This window comes from Arthrobacter sp. 08Y14 (assembly GCF_002929455.1).
Classification (GTDB): Bacteria; Actinomycetota; Actinomycetes; order Actinomycetales; family Micrococcaceae; genus Arthrobacter_B; species Arthrobacter_B sunyaminii.
On the sequence record NZ_PJIX01000016.1, the window covers coordinates 1 to 886 of the forward strand.

General features: G+C 58.7%; 1 protein-coding gene. It reads right to left on the reverse strand.

The annotated features are described in order from the left end of the window. Positions 1-801 (reverse strand): hypothetical protein (locus CXR03_RS17710; RefSeq protein WP_146070555.1); only part of this gene is annotated, 801 nt, incomplete at its 3' end. Between the last annotated feature and the right edge of the window lie 85 nt (positions 802-886).

Below are 886 nucleotides of genomic sequence, written 5' to 3' on the forward strand. Positions count from 1 at the left end.
GTCATAGGTCAACCGGAGCAACGCTTTTTCGGGATCCCCGGCCACCGGGACAACGACTGTTTGCCCTTCTGCGGTTTCAATCGGATACGTCTTGTCCCCAATGACCACGGCCATTGCTGACACGTCCGAAGAAGGCTTGAATCCGCTGAGTTCGGAGAAGTTGATCGTCAGGAACTGTGTGCCTTCTGGAGCCTGCTGCCGGTTGGTGGCGTCCCCTATGCGCTCAGATATTGCTGTGCTGACCACGCTCACGTTTCCCACAGGGCTTTTCAAGATTCCCGGCTTGGCGGTTGATGATTCCGCTTCGGCCGGCGCCTGGGCGACGGGCAGCCAGAAGGGGGTATCTTTCTCCGCTACCGGAGCATCCGGCTCGTCCAGAGCCAGCTCAGCGGGGGGTTCCTTATCGTCTGGCCTGTACAGCTCAGTGTTCGCCTGCAATTCCTGGCCAGGGGTGAAGATGCTCAGGTGCTTTAGGGTGTGTTTGTTCCCGTCTGCGGATGCCTCCCACTGTGCCCCGTCCCAGGTTGTCTCGTCGTCTCCGAGGTAGTGCACCGGCCCGCATACTGCGGTCTCTGCAACAGTGTCCTCGCTGACTTGGAGGTAACAGCGCGAGTCGTCGCTGACGTTCGCTTTCACCCCGTCAGTGATGGCTTGCTTCCATGCGGCGTCGATTTCTTCCAGGGACTTCTCTACGTCGGAAAGTTCCTGCCCTTGATAGATCAGCTGAGGGCCGCCGCAACCGGTCAAACCGATGATTGAGACAAGGCCGGCGATGGACGCGGCCGTGAGTTTCTTCTTCATGTTTGTTTCCCCCTGCTGAGGTGTAGCTCTAGGTGGTTGTCCCATCCGTTAGACGGCCGGTTAGTTGCTTTTCGGGATCCGTCTA